The organism is Kitasatospora sp. NPDC101176 (assembly GCF_044768035.1).
Classification (GTDB): domain Bacteria; phylum Actinomycetota; class Actinomycetes; order Streptomycetales; family Streptomycetaceae; genus Kitasatospora.
In genome coordinates this window covers 23,174-38,098 of the sequence record NZ_JBIWPA010000008.1, presented here as the reverse complement: position 1 = coordinate 38,098, position 14,925 = coordinate 23,174, and the positions used below count along the sequence as shown (strand labels likewise).

At 74.1% G+C, this 14,925-nt stretch carries 13 protein-coding genes and 1 riboswitch; of the genes, 6 read left to right on the top strand and 7 right to left on the bottom strand.

Annotated elements, in window-relative coordinates; all coding sequences use genetic code 11:
• Positions 1-165: 165 nt before the first annotated feature.
• Entirely contained in the window at positions 166-1,167 is a 1,002-nt protein-coding gene (locus ACIRS1_RS14360) for a peptidoglycan DD-metalloendopeptidase family protein (RefSeq protein ID WP_402839327.1), read from the bottom strand.
• 2 nt (positions 1,168-1,169) lie between these two features.
• Positions 1,170-1,353: riboswitch (cyclic di-AMP (ydaO/yuaA leader) on the bottom strand.
• A gap of 312 nt (positions 1,354-1,665) precedes the next feature.
• Here ACIRS1_RS14360 and ACIRS1_RS14355 point away from each other — a divergent pair.
• Entirely contained in the window at positions 1,666-3,198 is a 1,533-nt protein-coding gene (locus ACIRS1_RS14355; protein ID WP_402839325.1) for an MFS transporter, read from the top strand.
• Between the two features lie 7 nt (positions 3,199-3,205).
• Here ACIRS1_RS14355 and purB read toward each other — a convergent pair whose 3' ends face one another.
• The 4 genes from purB to ACIRS1_RS14335 form a co-directional block, all read right to left on the bottom strand.
• Positions 3,206-4,636, bottom strand: coding sequence for an adenylosuccinate lyase (gene purB, locus ACIRS1_RS14350; RefSeq protein ID WP_360220997.1), 1,431 nt, complete (start codon positions 4,634-4,636; stop codon positions 3,206-3,208).
• 145 nt (positions 4,637-4,781) lie between these two features.
• Positions 4,782-5,237: a MarR family transcriptional regulator gene (locus ACIRS1_RS14345; RefSeq protein WP_360220994.1), complete on the bottom strand. Its 456-nt coding sequence runs from the start codon at positions 5,235-5,237 to the stop codon at positions 4,782-4,784.
• A 124-nt stretch (positions 5,238-5,361) separates the two neighbouring features.
• Positions 5,362-5,778 (bottom strand): DUF3037 domain-containing protein, encoded by a 417-nt coding sequence (locus tag ACIRS1_RS14340; RefSeq protein ID WP_360220991.1) that lies wholly within the window; start codon positions 5,776-5,778, stop codon positions 5,362-5,364.
• Complete coding sequence (locus tag ACIRS1_RS14335) at positions 5,775-6,530, bottom strand: HipA family kinase (RefSeq protein WP_402839323.1); 756 nt, start codon at positions 6,528-6,530, stop codon at positions 5,775-5,777. The genes ACIRS1_RS14340 and ACIRS1_RS14335 overlap by 4 nt, the downstream gene beginning before the upstream one ends.
• A gap of 207 nt (positions 6,531-6,737) precedes the next feature.
• Between ACIRS1_RS14335 and ACIRS1_RS14330 the strand changes: the two genes are divergently transcribed.
• Positions 6,738-8,096: an NAD(P)/FAD-dependent oxidoreductase gene (locus ACIRS1_RS14330; RefSeq protein WP_402839321.1), complete on the top strand. Its 1,359-nt coding sequence runs from the start codon at positions 6,738-6,740 to the stop codon at positions 8,094-8,096.
• Positions 8,097-8,146: 50 nt separating this feature from the next.
• On the opposite strand, the gene ACIRS1_RS14325 is transcribed toward ACIRS1_RS14330, so the two are convergent.
• Both ACIRS1_RS14325 and ACIRS1_RS14320 read right to left on the bottom strand, forming a co-directional pair.
• On the bottom strand, positions 8,147-9,355 hold the full coding sequence (locus tag ACIRS1_RS14325) for a GDSL-type esterase/lipase family protein (protein WP_402839319.1): 1,209 nt from the start codon (positions 9,353-9,355) through the stop codon (positions 8,147-8,149).
• A gap of 296 nt (positions 9,356-9,651) precedes the next feature.
• Positions 9,652-10,989, bottom strand: coding sequence for an aminotransferase class I/II-fold pyridoxal phosphate-dependent enzyme (locus ACIRS1_RS14320; protein ID WP_402839317.1), 1,338 nt, complete (start codon positions 10,987-10,989; stop codon positions 9,652-9,654).
• A gap of 34 nt (positions 10,990-11,023) precedes the next feature.
• Between ACIRS1_RS14320 and ACIRS1_RS14315 the strand changes: the two genes are divergently transcribed.
• The 4 genes from ACIRS1_RS14315 to ACIRS1_RS14300 all read left to right on the top strand — a co-directional run bounded on the left by ACIRS1_RS14315 (position 11,024) and on the right by ACIRS1_RS14300 (position 14,808).
• Positions 11,024-11,701 carry a pyridoxamine 5'-phosphate oxidase family protein gene (locus tag ACIRS1_RS14315; protein WP_387903845.1) on the top strand — a complete coding sequence of 226 codons (678 nt, stop codon included), beginning with the start codon at positions 11,024-11,026 and terminating at the stop codon, positions 11,699-11,701.
• 14 nt (positions 11,702-11,715) lie between these two features.
• Positions 11,716-12,357 carry an FMN-binding negative transcriptional regulator gene (locus tag ACIRS1_RS14310; protein WP_402839315.1) on the top strand — a complete coding sequence of 214 codons (642 nt, stop codon included), beginning with the start codon at positions 11,716-11,718 and terminating at the stop codon, positions 12,355-12,357.
• A 238-nt stretch (positions 12,358-12,595) separates the two neighbouring features.
• Positions 12,596-14,005, top strand: coding sequence for a sugar porter family MFS transporter (locus ACIRS1_RS14305; protein ID WP_402839314.1), 1,410 nt, complete (start codon positions 12,596-12,598; stop codon positions 14,003-14,005).
• Between the two features lie 101 nt (positions 14,006-14,106).
• Entirely contained in the window at positions 14,107-14,808 is a 702-nt protein-coding gene (locus ACIRS1_RS14300) for a dienelactone hydrolase family protein (protein WP_402839312.1), read from the top strand.
• Positions 14,809-14,925: the final 117 nt, after the last annotated feature.

The following is a 14,925-nucleotide window of genomic DNA, read 5'->3' as shown; positions in this document are numbered from 1 at the left end:
CGAGCCGGGCCGGCCTGGGCGTGTCCCGCGCCCATGTCCGCCGTTGCGGCGATCACCCGGTCGAGCGGTCACCCGACATGACCATCCCGGAGGATCGTTTCGCCCCGCATCAGCGGTAGTCCCGAAGGGCCCGTCCGGCGGGACCGGGCCCTCGACCCGTCAGGGTCAGAGAGCGACGCCGTGCGCCCGCAGGTAGGCGACCGGGTCGATGTCCGAGCCGTACTCGGAGCCGGTGCGGATCTCGAAGTGCAGGTGCGGGCCGGTCACGTTGCCGGTCGCACCGGAGAGGCCGATCTGCTGGCCGACGGTGACGGTCTGACCCATCGACACGCCGATCGAGGAGAGGTGCGCGTACTCGGCGTAGTGGCCGTCGGCGAGCTTGATCTCGACCTCGTTGCCGTAGGCGCCACCGTTGCCGGCCTTCACCACGACGCCGTTGGCGACGGCGCGCAGCGGGGTGCCGGTGGAGGCGACGAAGTCCTGGCCGGTGTGGTGGCCGGAGGCCCACATCGAACCGGCCACGCCGTAGGCGGTGCCCAGCTTCGGGTTGGCCAGCGGGGCGACGAAGCCCGAGGTGCTGGCGGCCGCAGGGGCGGCGGTGACGGCGGCGGCCGGCTTCGGGGCGGCGGTCTGCACCTGGGTCTGGACCGGGGCGGACGGCTTGGCAGCCTCGGTCTTGGCCTGCACCTGGGCCTTCGGCTTGGCCGGGGCGGCGGGCTTGGCCGGGGCGGCCGGGGCGGCGGGCTTCGCCGGGGCGGCGTCCGCGGACGGCGCGGCGTGGCCGGCGATCGAGAGGTGCTGACCCGGGAAGATCAGGTTCGGGTTGCCGCCGACGACCGAGCGGTTGTGCTCGTACAGCGCCTGCCAGCCACCGTCGACGTGCTTGGCGTCGGCGATCTTCGACAGGGTGTCACCGCTGACGACGCGGTAGCTCTCGGCCTGGGCCGGGGCGGTGGCGGGAGCGGCGGCCGGGGCGGCCGGCTTGGCGTCGACGCTGGTGGCGCCGGTCCAGGTGGAGCTCTGCGCGGCCGGGGCGGCCGGGGCGGTGTGCGCCTGGGCGCTCACGGCGGCCACGAGCGGAAGGGCGAAGGAGACCCCGGTGACCGCGGTGGCGATGCCGATGCGGGCGGCGCGGGGCAGGGCGATACGACGAGCCTGAGCAGGCATGGAAGTTTCCTCTCCGACGCCTGCGAGGTGAGCTGTCGGGTTCGGGCTGGAGTTGCCCGGCCGCATGCGCGGCTTCACCCCAAGCCGGCCCTGGGATCCGGTACGCGAAGCGCGTGCCGATCCCGGTCCGGCGACTTACCTGTGGGTCCCCCGCTCCTGCCGTACAGAGTTCAGTTCGAACCACCGGGCAGCGGCAGGATTCGGCGTTCCACCCGGCGGATCCGTCCGGACTGGCCGGGCGGTCGCTGAACTAAAACCCATCCGTCCGGGTGAAGCAATGTCGATCTCTTGAACGGACAACCATCCCCGCCGGGGCCGTGACACTCCGAATGATCGGCTGCACCGTGCGTGCACAATCCATTCACCCGGCGCCACTGATCCACGACGCTGCGCCGATCCCGCCACCGCTGCGCGACCGTTCGCTCACGCACCGCACACCGTCGACACACCCCCCGGTGACCCTTGTCACGCGGGCCCCGCGGGGCGCAGGATCGGGCCGTGGCCACCTCCGCGGCCGGCACCCTGCGCCTGGGCACCGCGCAGGGACGCTGGGTACTCCTGGCAACCGTGCTCGGCTCCAGCATGGCGATGCTCGACGGCACCGTGGTGAACGTCGCGTTGCCCCGGATCGGCACCGACCTCGGTGCCTCCCTCGCCTCCCTGCAATGGACCCTGAACGCCTATCTGCTGACGCTCGCCGGGCTGATCCTGCTCGGCGGCGCGCTCGGCGACCGGTACGGCCGGCGCCGGGTGTTCCTGATCGGGGTGGTCTGGTTCGCCGCCGCCTCGGCGGCCTGCGCCGCCGCCCCCACCATCCAGGTGCTGGTCGCGGCCCGCGCCGTGCAGGGCATCGGCGGCGCGCTGCTCACCCCCGGTTCGCTCGCCATGCTGCAGGCCGTCTTCCACCCGGAGGACCGCTCGGCGGCGGTCGGCCTGTGGTCGGGGCTCGGCGGCGTGTCGGCGGCGGTCGGCCCGTTCCTCGGCGGCTGGCTGGTGGACGGCCCCGGCTGGCGGTGGATCTTCCTGCTCAACCTGCCGCTGGCGGCCGCCGTCGTCGCGGTCGCCGCCCGGCACGTCCCGGAGAGCCGGGACGAGAGCGCCACCGGCCGCTTCGACGTCCTCGGCGCGCTGCTCGCCGCGCTCGCCCTCGGTGCGCTCACCTACGCGTTGACCGCCGCCGGGGAGGGCCTCTCCCCCGCGGTCTGGCTCGCCGGAGCGGTCGGGCTGGTGCTCGGCGCGGCCTTCCTCACGGTCGAACGCCGCGCCGCCGAGCCGATGCTGCCGCTCGGCCTCTTCTCCTCCCGGCTGTTCACCGCCGTGAACCTGGTCACCCTGTGCGTCTACGCGGCGTTCAGCGGGGTGTTCTTCCTGCTGGTCGTGCAGCTGCAGATCGTCTCGGGCTTCTCCCCCCTGGTCTCCGGCCTCGCCCTGGTCCCGATCACCGTGCTGATGCTCACGTTCTCGGCGCGCGCCGGGCGGCTGGGCAAGCGGATCGGCCCGCGGATCCCGCTGACCGTCGGGCCGCTGCTGTGCGCCGCCGGGGTGCTGCTGATGCTGCGCATCGGCGCCGGCTCCACCTACTGGGCAGACGTGCTGCCGGCCGTGACGGTGATGGGCTGCGGGATGACCCTGCTGGTGGCGCCGCTGACCGCGACGGTGCTGGCCGCGGTCGAGGTGCGGCACGCGGGCATCGCCAGCGGGGTCAACAACGCCGCCGCCCGCGCGGCCGGTCTGCTCGCGGTCGCCGCCCTGCCGGCGCTCGCCGGGCTCAGCGGCGACGCCTACCGGGTGCCGTCCGCGGTGGACTCCGCCTTCCACACCGCGATGCTGATCTGTGCCGGTCTGCTCTGCGCCGGCGGGCTGACCGCCCTCGCCACCGTCCGCGGAAACGTGCTCGCGCCGGAGGACCACCCCGTCGCCGAGCCGGACTGCGCGTGGACCTGCGGCACCACCCCGCCGCTCGACCCGGGCCACGTGCACACGGACGAGGGCCCCGCCACCGGAACGGCGGCGGGGCCCTCGTCGGGCTGAGGCGACGTCAGAGGATGTCGCCCGGCGCGTACTTGGCGGCCTCCGGGTAGGCGGCGGCGACGGCCTCCACCTGGCGGACGACCTCGGCGACCTGGGCACCGGCCGCACCGGTGAAGGAGAGCCGGTCGGCCAGCAGGGCGTCCAGCGCGGCCCGGTCCAGCGGGATCCGCTCGTCGGCGGCCAGGCGGTCCAGCAGCTCGTTCTCCCGGGCGCCGGCACGCATCGCCAGCGCGGAGGCGACGGCGTGCTCCTTGATGACCTCGTGCCCGGTCTCCCGGCCGACACCCGCCCGCACCGCACCCATCAGCACCTTGGTGGTGGCGAGGAACGGCAGGTAGCGGTCCAGCTCGGTCTCGATCACGGCGGGGAAGGCGCCGAACTCGTCGAGGACGGTCAGGAAGGTCTCCAGCAGGCCGTCGAAGGCGAAGAACGCGTCCGGCAGCGCGACCCGGCGCACCACGGAGCAGGAGACGTCGCCCTCGTTCCACTGGTCGCCGGCCAGCTCGCCGGTCATCGAGGCGTAGCCGCGCAGGATGACCGCGAGGCCGTTGACCCGCTCGCAGGAACGGGTGTTCATCTTGTGCGGCATCGCGGAGGAGCCGACCTGGCCCTCCTTGAAGCCCTCCGTGACCAGCTCGTGGCCGGCCATCAGACGGATGGTCTTGGCCAGGCTGGACGGCGCGGCGGCCAGCTGGACGAGGGCGGTGAGCACCTCGAAGTCCAGCGAGCGCGGGTAGACCTGGCCCACGCTGGTCAGCACGTTCTCGAAGCCGAGGTGGCCGGCGACCCGCTGCTCCAGCTCGGCCAGCTTCGCGGTGTCGCCGCCGAGCAGGTCCAGCATGTCCTGGGCGGTGCCGACCGGGCCCTTGATCCCGCGCAGCGGGTAGCGGGCGATCAGCTCCTCCAGGCGGCGGAAGGCGACCAGCAGCTCGTCGGCGATCGAGGCGAAGCGCTTGCCCAGGGTGGTGGCCTGCGCGGCCACGTTGTGCGAGCGGCCGGCCATGACCAGCTCGGAGTGCTCGGCTGCCAGGCGGGCCAGCCGGACCAGCACGGCCACCGTGCGGTCGCGCACGTGCTCCAGCGACTGGCGGACCTGCAGCTGCTCGACGTTCTCGGTCAGGTCCCGGGACGTCATGCCCTTGTGGATCTGCTCGTGGCCGGCGAGCTCGCTGAACTCCTCGATCCGGGCCTTCACATCGTGGCGGGTGATCCGCTCACGGGCGGCGATCGAGCCGAGGTCGACCTGGTCGATCACCCGTTCGTAGTCGGCGACGGCGTTCGCCGGCACCTCGACACCGAGGTCCTGCTGGGCCTTCAGGACGGCGAGCCACAGGTGGCGCTCGAGGACCACCTTGTGCTCGGGGGACCACAGCTGGGCCAGGGTCGCCGAGGCGTACCGGGAGGCCAGGACATTGGGGATCTGGGGCTTCGCGCTCACGCTTCGCAAGCCTAACAGCCGAGGTCAGCCGGAACGCCGCCGGATCCGCGGCCGCGCCCCACCCGCCCGCGGCGCCCGAGCCTCAGTGCCCGGGTCACGACGCCCGGGCCTCATGCCCGGGCCGCTACGCCCGGGCTGCGGCATCCTAGGCCCCGGTGCCCGCCCGCCCGGCCAGCACCGGCAGGACCTGCCCGCAGATCGAGTGCAGCGCGATCCGCTGCTCGTCGGTCATCGCCTCGAAGGCCTGGTGGGTGCGGGCCATCTCGCCGCGGATCCGGGTGAGGATCTCCCGGCCCTCGTCCGTGATCACGACGATCTTCACCCGGCGGTCACCGGCCGCCGCCTCGCGGTGGGCGAGGCCCAGCGACTCCAGCCGGTCCACGATCCCGGTGACGTTCGACGCGTCGCAGCCCAGCCGACCGGCCAGCGCCCGCATCGGCACCGGCTCCTGCACCGAGCCCAGCGCCTTGGCCTGGGACGAGGAGAGCCCGTGCCGGGCGGCGGCGGCCGCGAAGTCCTGGAAGTACGCCGCGCCGACGGCGGCCAGCGCCTCCATCAACTCGGCGTTGGTCGGTACGGTCGTCGTCGCTGTCGAACCCATGGGACCAGCGTACGGCGGAGTGCTTCACCAACTCAAGCTTTGACCACGGCAACCGTCACCGGGAGGCGGAACCGTCACCGCGGAAGACCGCGGAGGACCAGGGAGGGCCGGGGAGGACCGGACCTCAGAGGACCAGCTGGTCGAAGAGCCGCCGCAGCTCCGCCTCCGGGTCCGCGGTCAGCCCGGTGTGCACCGGCCCCGGCTGGACGACCGCGCTGCGCGGCGCGGTCAGCCAGCGGAACCGCTGCCCGGGGCTGTCCCCCTCCGCCGGACCGGCCTGCGGGCCGCCCGCGCACACCGCCTCGATGCCGTGCAGCGCCCGCCGCACCCCCTGCACGTCCGCCACCGGGTCCAGCGCCAGCAGCCGGGCCTGGTCCAGGTGCGTGCGCGCGGCGAGGTGGGCGTTCTGCCGGCAGTACAGCAGCACCCCCACGTTGACGCACTCGCCGCGCTCGACCCGCGGCACCGCCCGGATCACGGCGTACTCGTAGTCGTGCAGCTCCACGGCCGCCGACGGCACGGACGTCCTCGGCTCGGTCATGCGGGCACCTCCGGCAGCCAGTCGCGCGGACCGGCCAGGCGCCCGGTCAGCTGGTCGCGGTACGCGGCGCGCACCGCCTCGGGTGCGTCGAAGCCCGGTTCGTCCAGCAGCCAGACGTCCGGGATCTGCGCCACCGCCCCCTCGACCGCCGCCTCGGCGAGCGGGGCGAGCGCCTCGTCGGCGGCCGCCAGGTCCGGCCGGGCGCGCAGCAGCGCGTGGTCGGAGGCGTCGTACGGGCGGCGCACCCAGGCCGCCGCCCCGGACCACGCGTGGTGGAAGATCAGGCTCGCGCCGTGGTCGATCAGCCGCAGCCCGCCGGTCGCCACCAGCAGGTTCGGATTGCGCCAGGAGCGGTCGACGTTGCCGATCAGCGCGTCGAACCAGATCACCCGGCCGGCCAGCTCCGGGTCCACCTCGAAGCAGAGCGGGTCGAAGTTGAGCGCGCCGCTCACGAAGGCCATGCCGAGGTTGGTGCCGCCGCTGGCGCGCATCTGGTCCTGGACCTGCTGGTCGGGCTCGCTGCGGGCGAGCACCGGGTCCAGGTCGATCGTCACCAGCTCCGGCACCGGCAGCCCGAGCCGCCGGCCCAGCTCACCGGCCAGCACCTCCGCGACCAGGGCCTTGCGCCCCTGCGCGGCGCCGACCCATTTCAGCGCGTACAGCCGCCGGTCGTCGGCCTCGACCAGGCCCGGCATCGAGCCGCCTTCTCGCAGTGGCGTCACGTAGCGGATCGCCGTCACCTCGGGGAGCACGCCCGACAGCCTAGCGGTGCCTCCCGCCCCTGCCGCTCCGCGCCGTCGGCCCGCACCACCGGCCCGTCACCCTGCTCCCCGCACCCCCACCGGCCCCTCACCCCCCATCAGCCCCGCCCCGGTGGCAGGCCCTGCTGCGCCGTGCGAGTGTGGCGGACAGTAATGGGGACCTTCGCGGTCACGACCCGCACGGCAAAGGGATGAGCGATGGAACGACCTCGGATCCTGATCGTGGGCGGTGGCTTCGCCGGCCTGGAGTGCGCTCGCCGACTCGAACGCAAGCTCTCGCCGGCCGAGGCCGAGATCTCGCTGGTCACTCCGTTCAGCTACCAGCTCTACCTGCCCCTGCTGCCGCACGTCGCGGCGGGCGTGCTGACCCCCCAGTCCGTGGCGGTGTCGCTGCGCCGGTCGCTGCGCCGCACCCACATCGTCCCTGGCGGCGCCATCGGCGTGGACCCGGCCGCCAAGGTGTGCGTGGTCCGCAAGATCACCGACGAGGTGGTGGCGCAGAAGTACGACTACCTGGTGCTCGCCCCCGGCAGCGTCACCCGCACCTTCGACATCCCGGGCCTCACGGACTACGCCCGCGGCATGAAGACGCTCGCCGAGGCCGCCTACGTGCGCGACCACGTGATCGCCCAACTCGACCTCGCCTCGGCCACCCTGGACCAGCGGGAGCGCGAGTCCCGGCTGCAGTTCGTGGTCGTGGGCGGCGGCTACGCCGGCACCGAGACGGCGGCCTGCCTGCAGCGCCTGACCACGGCCGCCGCCCGCCGCTACCCCCGGCTGGACGCCCGGCAGATCAAGTGGCACCTGATCGACATCGCCCCGAAGCTGATGCCGGAGCTGGGCGACGCGCTGGGCACGGCCGCGCTGGAGGTGCTGCGCGAGCGCGGCATCGAGGTCTCGCTGGGCGTCTCGGTGGCCGAAGTGGGCGCCGAGTCGGTCAAGTTCACCGACGGCCGGGTGCTCCCCTGCCGCACGCTGATCTGGACGGCCGGGGTCGCCGCGAGCCCGCTGATCGGCACGCTGGACGCGGAGACGGTCCGCGGCCGGCTGGCGGTGACGGCGGAGCTGCGGGTGCCGCAGTTCGAGGGCGTGTTCGCGCTGGGCGACGCGGCCGCGGTGCCTGACCTCGCCAAGGGTGACGGCGCGGTCTGCCCGCCGACCGCCCAGCACTCCGCCCGGCAGGGGCGCGCGGTGGCCGCGAACGTGATCGCCGCGCTCCGCAACCAGCCCCTGGAGCCTTACTACCACAAGGACTTGGGCCTGGTGGTCGACCTCGGCGGCAAGGACGCGGTGTCCAAGCCGGTCGGCGTGGAGCTGCGCGGGGTGCCGGCGCAGCTGGTGGCCCGCGGCTACCACCTGATGGCGATGCGCACCAATGTCGCCAAGTTCCGGGTCGGCGCGAACTGGCTGCTCAACGCGACCGCGGGGGACGACTTCGTCCGCACCGGCTTCCTCGCCCGGCAGCCGGCCCGGCTGCAGGACTTCGAGTACACCGACGCCTATCTGACGAAGGATCAGGTGCGGTCACACGCACAGGCGTTGCTCGCCAAGGGCTGAGCCCGCACGCCCGGTGCCCCCCGCGCCCGCGAGGGGCACCGGGCGTGGTGTCAGCGCGCGGCCAGGTACATCCCGCTCGCGTCCTGCCCGGCGGTGTTGCGGCAGGAGTAGTCACCGCTGGTGCGGCCCCACAGCAGGGTCAGGCAGCGCCCGAGCGCCTGCTGCCCGTAGTAGTTGGGGTGCATCGACTCCTGCAGGGCGCCCTGGGTGCTGTTGAGGCCGCCGTCCAGGAAGCGCGCCCATTCGCTGGTGGTCGCGGACGGCCCGGAGGCGGAGGTGGGCTGCCGGGTGGCCGTGGAGCAGACCTCGCGGCCCTGCAGCATGTCGGAGAGGTCCAGGAACTGCGCCCCCTTGGCGGAGGCGACGCCGGCCAGCGCGGTGGAGATCTGCGGCACCATCGAGTCGCGCGCCCAGTCGGCGTCGCCGTCCCAGAACGGACAGCCGCCGGTGTTGGAGCGGGTCCACCCGCTCTCCGGGTAGCGCATCTCGGAGCTGCGCGGGATCGGCGACGGGTAGGACTGCAGCACCAGGCGGTAGTCGCCGGGGGCGTAGCCCGCGCCGGTCATCACCGCGCGGATCTCGTCGATGGCCTTGCCGACCCCGGCCATCGCGGTGGGCAGCTTGGAGTCGATCGAGGACTGCGCGGAGTCGTGGCAGTACGAGTACCAGATCAGGTAGTCCTGGACGCAGTTGGAGATGATGTCGGCGAAGCCGAGGTCGTTCCCGCCGATCGACAGGGTGATCAGCTTGACGTTGTTCTGCCGTGCCACGGTGGCGAGTTGGTCGGCCTGGGGGGCCTCGCCCTTGTAGGACTGGCCACCGTTGGCGGCCCGGTAGACGTTGGCGGCGACGGCGCCGGAGCAGGCCAGGTTGATCTCGTTCTGGGCCCCGGTCGAGGCGCTGAGGACCTCGGCGACGTCGGAGCGGTCGCAGCCGCTGGAGGCCGTCGCGCCGTAGATCCGGGAGGCGTCGGCGGAGCTGCCGTTCCAGGCGCGGTCGGTGCCGTTGCGGCTGCCGCTGGTGCCGGCGGCGTTGCCCTTCCAGCGGCCGGCCTCGCCGGAGATGTAGCTGTCGCCGAGGGTGACGCTGGCGGTGGGGCCGCTCGGGACGGCCGAGGTGGCGGCCCGGGCCGGCGCGGCCGCGGCGAGGCCCCCGGCCATCAGGCCGCCGGCGGCGAGCGGGAGGGCGAGGGCTGCGGTGAGCAGCCGTCGGGCGAGTCGAGGGGTGCTGCGGGTGATGCTCGAACCGTTTTCGGGCACGGCGGAACTCCTGCGGCTCGGTCCTCCCGCGCGGTGGGGACGGGAGGACGCCTAGGTGAGGGTGGGCCGCCGGCCGGTGGCGCGATGAAGATGACATGCCCGCGTTAGTTACCGCTAGGTATCTGCAGCAGGTTTCCCGCTTTGTTACCGCCGGGTTCAGACCAGTGGGGCCGGGGGTTGGACGCCGCGCAACCTCACCGGACGGCGCGCGGGCGCCCTGCGGGCCGCTGACCTGCACGGCACCCGAACACCACCCGCCCCACGGGTGACACGCCCGTGACCGGCCGCCGCCCGGGTCACACCAGGCGCGAGCCGACCCCGCCCGCGCCCAGCACGCCGGCGAGGTCCTCGGCCAGCCGCCGGGCGTCCGCCGGGTCCAGCCGGGACGTGGTGATCCGCAGCCCGGGCGGCGACTGGAGCCGGTACCGGGCGCCCGGCGCGGCGACCCAGCCGCGCTGCACCAGCGCGGCGAGCGCCGAGGTCTCGTCCGGCACGGGCAGCCAGACGTTGAGCCCGCTCCGGCCGTGCGCGGCGATGCCGCGGGCGGCGAGTTCGTCGAGCAGCGCGTCCCGCCGGGTTCGGTAGACGCCGGCCACCCGGGCGACCGGTGCCGCGTCGGTGCGCCACAGCTCGGCGACGGTGCGCTGCAGCAGCAGGCTGACCCAGCCGGCGCCGAGCCGCAGCCGCCCGGTCAGCCGTCCGACGGTGTCCTCGTCGCCGACGGCCACCGAGAGCCGCAGGTCCGGTCCGTAGGCCTTGGCCGCCGAGCGCACCACCGCCCACTGCCGGGTGCCGGCGCCCACCAGCGGGTGGTAGGGCTGCTCGACCATGCCGTGCCCGTGGTCGTCCTCGATCAGCAGCACGTCGGGGTGGCCGGCCAGGACGTCGCGCAGCTCGTCGGCCCGGTGGGCGGTGAGCGCGGCGCCGGTGGGGTTCTGCGCCCGGCTGGTGACCACCACGGCACGGGCGCCCTCGGCCAGTGCGGCGGCGAGCGGGCCGGGCAGCGGGCCCTCGTCGTCCAGGCGGACGGGCACCGGCCGCAGGCCGATCGCGGGCAGCAGGTCGAGCAGGCTGCCCCAGCCCGGGTCCTCGACGGCGACGGCGTCGCCGGGGCGCAGCCGGGTGACGAGGATGCGTTCCAGGGTGTCGAGCGAGCCGGAGGCGAGGGCGATCGGGCCGCCGGGCAGGCCGTCGGCCTCGAAGGAGGCGCGGGCGAGCGCCAGCAGTCTGGGGTCCACGGCAGGGTGCCCGTAGAGGACGGGCTCGGCCCGGGCGGCCTCGGCGGCGGCGGCGAGCGCGGGGCCGAGGTCGGGGAGCAGCGCCGGGTCGGGGTTGCCGTGGGAGAGGTCGCGGGCGTGCGGCGGGACGGGGATCCGGATCTGGTCGCGCGGGGTGAGGGCGGGCCTGGGCAGGATGCGGCTGCCCTTGCGGCCGGCCGTCTCGATCACTCCGCGGTCGCGGAGCAGCCGGTAGGCGGCGGCGACGGTGTTGGGGTTGACGCCGAGTTCGGCGGCGAGGTCGCGCAGCGGGGGCAGCGCGGTTCCGGGGGCGAGGCGTCCACTGCTGACGCCCTGCTCGATGTGGGTGGCGATCTCGCTGGCGCGTCGCCCTTTCAGCGGATAGTCTCCTAGCACAAAGCAAATTATGCACTAGTACAACGAGGTTGTCATGTCGCTCCCCGCAGACGGCTCCGCCCCCTCCAGCTACTCCCGCACGCCCCGCACCACCCCCACCCGGTACAAGGACCGCGCCACCTGGGAGCAGGACGCGATCCACGCCGTCCTCGACAGCGCGTACATCTGCCACCTCGGCTTCGTCGCCGACGGCGCCCCGGTCGTGCTGCCGACCATCTACGCCCGGGTCGGCAGCCGGCTCTACGTGCACGGCTCCACCGGCAGCCGTCCGCTGCGCGGCGCCTCCGGCGACCGGGGCCTGCCGGTCTGCGTCACCGTGACGGTGGTCGACGCGCTGGTGCTGACCAAGTCCGCGTTCAACCACTCGGTCAACTTCCGCTCGGTGGTCGCCCACGGCACCGCCCACCAGGTCACCGACCCCGAGGAGCTGGACGTCGCCCTCGCCGCCCTGGTCGACCACGCCGTCCCGGGCCGCTCCGCCGAGGTCCGCCCGGCCAACGCCAAGGAGCTCGCCGCCACCGCCGTGATCCGGCTGGAGCTCGACGAGGTCTCGGCCAAGACCCGCGCCGACGGCGCCGACGACGACCCGGAGGACCTGGACCTGCCCTACTGGGCCGGCCTGATACCGGTCTCCACCGTGCACGGCACGCCCGAGCCGGACGCCTCCACCACCGTCCCGCTCCCGGCGCACCTGCGCTCCTACCCGCGCTGACCGGAGGTCCGCCCATGCTGATCCGATCCTGGGACCGCGGCGACGAGGCGGAGTGGCGCGCCTGGCTGGCCGAGGGCCGCGACTTCGGCCTGCTCGCCGCCAACGGCGCCCCCGGCGCCGGCCCGGTGCTCGTCCCGACGCACTTCCTGCTGGACGCCGACCGCGGCGAGATCCTGCTCCACCTCGCCGCGCCCAACCCGCTGCTGGCCGCCGTCCGGGCCGACCCGAAGGTGACCCTCGCCGTCACCGACGACTACGCCTTCGCACCGGGCCACTGGCGCGGCGAGCCGGGCACGCCCACCAGCTACTACGCCTCCGTCCACTTCCACTGCACCGCCGAAGTGGTCGAGTCCGCGGCGGGCAAGGCCGGGATCCTCAACCGCCAGCTGGCGCACTTCCAGCCGGAGACCCCGGACACCCGGGTGGTGCCCGGCGAGGGCGAGTTCTCCCGACTGCTGCCCGGCCTGCGCGGCCTCCGCCTGACGGTGGACGAGGTCCGCGCCAAGTTCAAGTACGACGACAAGAAGCCGCCCGTCGCGCAGGAGGAGATCGCCGACCGGCTCGCCGAACGCGGGGGCTCAGGCGGCCCGCGGCGCGACCACGACGCCGGCGCCCGCACCCAGCTGCTCCGCCGCCACCGGCGGCGCACCCGCTGACGGCACGGCGCACCGGCAGGGCCGTAGACCCGCACCGGCCGGACCGCACGGCACGCCCACCGCACCGCACCGCGAACCGCGAACCGGCCGACGGGCCGACGTCCTGACACCCGTTCAGGCGACACGCCGTCACCCGTTCGGCCCCCAATCCGCGCACCGCGGCGCCGCCGCTGCTCGAATGTGAGACGAGTCCTGCCCACCCGGCCCTCGGAGCGGGCCGTCCACCCGGGGAGCGCGCTTGTCCACAGTCAACACCCATCGGTCCGGCGAGGCGCACCTCGGCCACGTGGTCTTCATCTCGGCGGCCGCGGCGATGGGCGGCTTCCTGTTCGGCTACGACAGCGCGGTGATCAACGGCGCGGTGACGGGCATCCAGAAGCACTTCGGGGTGGGCAACGGCGAGACGGCCTTCGTGGTCGCCATCGCGCTGCTCGGGTCGGCGGCCGGCGCGGTGGCCGCCGGCCGCCTCGCCGACCACCTCGGCCGGGTCCGCACCATGCTGCTGGCCGCCACCCTCTTCGCGATCAGCGGGATCGGCTCGATGTTCCCGCCGAGCATCCAGGTGCTGGCCACCTGGCGCGTGGTCGGCGGCGTCGCGATCGGCATCGCCTCGGTGATCGCGCCGACGTACATCGCCGAGGTCGCGCCGACCGCCTACCGCGGCCGCCTCGCCTCCTTCCAGCAGATGGCGATCGTGCTCGGGATCACCGTCTCCCAGCTCGCCAACTGGGCTCTCAACCAGGCGGCCGGCGGCGAGTCCACCGGCCACCTGGGCGGCATCCAGGCCTGGCAGTGGATGCTCGGCGTGGAGACCATCCCCGCCCTGGTGTACGGCCTGATGGCGCTCGCCATCCCGGAGTCCCCGCGCTACCTGATCGCCGACCACCGCGAGGAGCAGGCCCGCAAGGTCCTGCTCGAGGTGGAGGGCGAGGGCGTGGACCTGGACGTCAGGGTCGCGGAGATCCGCGCGGTGCTGGAGTCCGCGCACAAGCCCCGGGTCAAGGACCTGCTGGGCGGCCGGTTCGGCCTGCTGCCGATCGTCTGGGTGGGCATCGGCGCCTCGGTGTTCCAGCAGTTCGTCGGCATCAACGTGATCTTCTACTACTCGTCCTTCCTGTGGCAGTCGGTCGGCATCAACGAGTCCAACTCCCTGCTGATCAGCCTCTCCACCTCGATCGTCAACGTGATCGGCACGGTCGTCGCGATGGTGCTGGTCGACCGGATCGGCCGCAAGCCGCTCGCCCTGGCCGGCTCGGTCGGCATGGCGCTGTCGCTGGCCACCGCCGCCTGGGCGTTCTCCTACCGGCACGGCACCGGCGACACCGCCACCCTCGACGACACCCACGCCACCGTCGCCCTGGTCGCGGCGCACGTCTTCGTGTTCTGCTTCGCCTTCTCCTGGGGCGTGGTGGTCTGGGTGCTGCTCGGCGAGATGTTCCCCAACCGGATCCGCGCGCTCGCGCTGTCCGTCGCCGCCTCGGCCCAGTGGATCGCCAACTGGGCGATCACCGTCAGCTTCCCGGACCTCGCCGACTGGAACCTGTCCGCCACGTACGTCATCTACGCGGTCTTCGCGCTGCTCTCCATCCCGTTCGTGGCCTACTGCATCAAGGAGACCAAGGGCCGCGCCCTGGAGGAGATGGGCTGAGCCCGCCCCGCCGCAACCCCGGGCGCGCACCCCGAGGCGCACCCGGGCCGCTCCCCCGTCGAGTCCCCGCCGCACCCGGCCCGACCCACCGAGAGGACGCCATGCCCGACCAGCGCGGCTCCCGGCAGAACACCACCTTCCCGAGCGCCGGCCGCACCGCGCACGGGTACCTGGCCCGCCCGCCGCAGGCCGTGGGGCCGGGTCTGGTGGTGGTGCAGGAGTGGTGGGGGCTCACCTCGCACATCGCGACGATGGCCGACCGCTTCGCCGCCGAGGGCTTCACCGTCCTCGCGCCCGACCTGTTCGGCGGCGAGACCACCCACGACCGCGCCGAGGCGGCCCGGCTCAAGCGCGACCTCCCGGTCGAACGGGCCGCCGAGGACCTCGCCGGGGCGGTCGACCACCTGCTCTCCCTGGACGGCGTGGTCGGCGACGCGGTCGGCGTGGTCGGCTTCTGCATGGGCGGCGGCCTCGCCCTGCTGCTGGCCGCCCGGGCCGGCGACCGGGTCGCCGCCGTGGTGCCCTTCTACGGCCTGCCGCCCAATCCGGACTTCGACTACCGCGGCCTGACCGCGCACGTCCTCGGGCACTTCGGCGAACTCGACGGCTCGATCCCGGAGACCGCCGTCGACGAGGCCGCGATCCGGATCGGCGAGGCCACCGACGTCCGGCCCGAGTTCCACTTCTACCCGGCCGGGCACGCCTTCATGAACGACGAGGACCTGCTCGGCACCCACGACCCGCTGCAGGCCCGGACGGCCTGGCGCCGCACCCTCAGCTTCCTCTGGGGCCACCTGGGTTAGGGCCCGCTCCTCCGGATCCCGCCGGGCGCACGACGCCGGATCGTCCGGCCGGCCCGCAGGGGCACCGCGGACGCACCGGAGTCCGCGGGCGAGCCCGCCTTCGCGCCGTGAGCGCCC